Below are 216 nucleotides of genomic sequence, written 5' to 3'. Positions count from 1 at the left end.
CGTCAGGACGAACTGGAGCGCTCGGCGCTGCCGGGCGATTCGGTACTCCTGGTCACCGAGCCGACCGAGACCGCCACGGCCGCCGCCTTCGCCCACACCGCCGTGCTGGCGGACCGGCCGGCGAACGCCGCCGCACTGCGCGAGGCGGGCCGGCTCTTCGGCCGTCTCGCGCACCTGCTGGACGCGGCAGAGGACGAGCAGGCCGACCTGGCGGCC

General features: G+C 76.4%; 1 pseudogene. It reads left to right on the top strand.

Features of this window, described 5'->3' with window-relative positions:
* Positions 1-216, top strand: a pseudogene (locus C7C46_RS34110) (hypothetical protein); the annotation flags it as partial.

Source organism: Streptomyces tateyamensis (assembly GCF_003205575.1).
Lineage (GTDB): Bacteria > Actinomycetota > Actinomycetes > Streptomycetales > Streptomycetaceae > Kitasatospora > Kitasatospora tateyamensis.
This window is presented reverse-complemented; position numbering and strand designations above follow the sequence as displayed.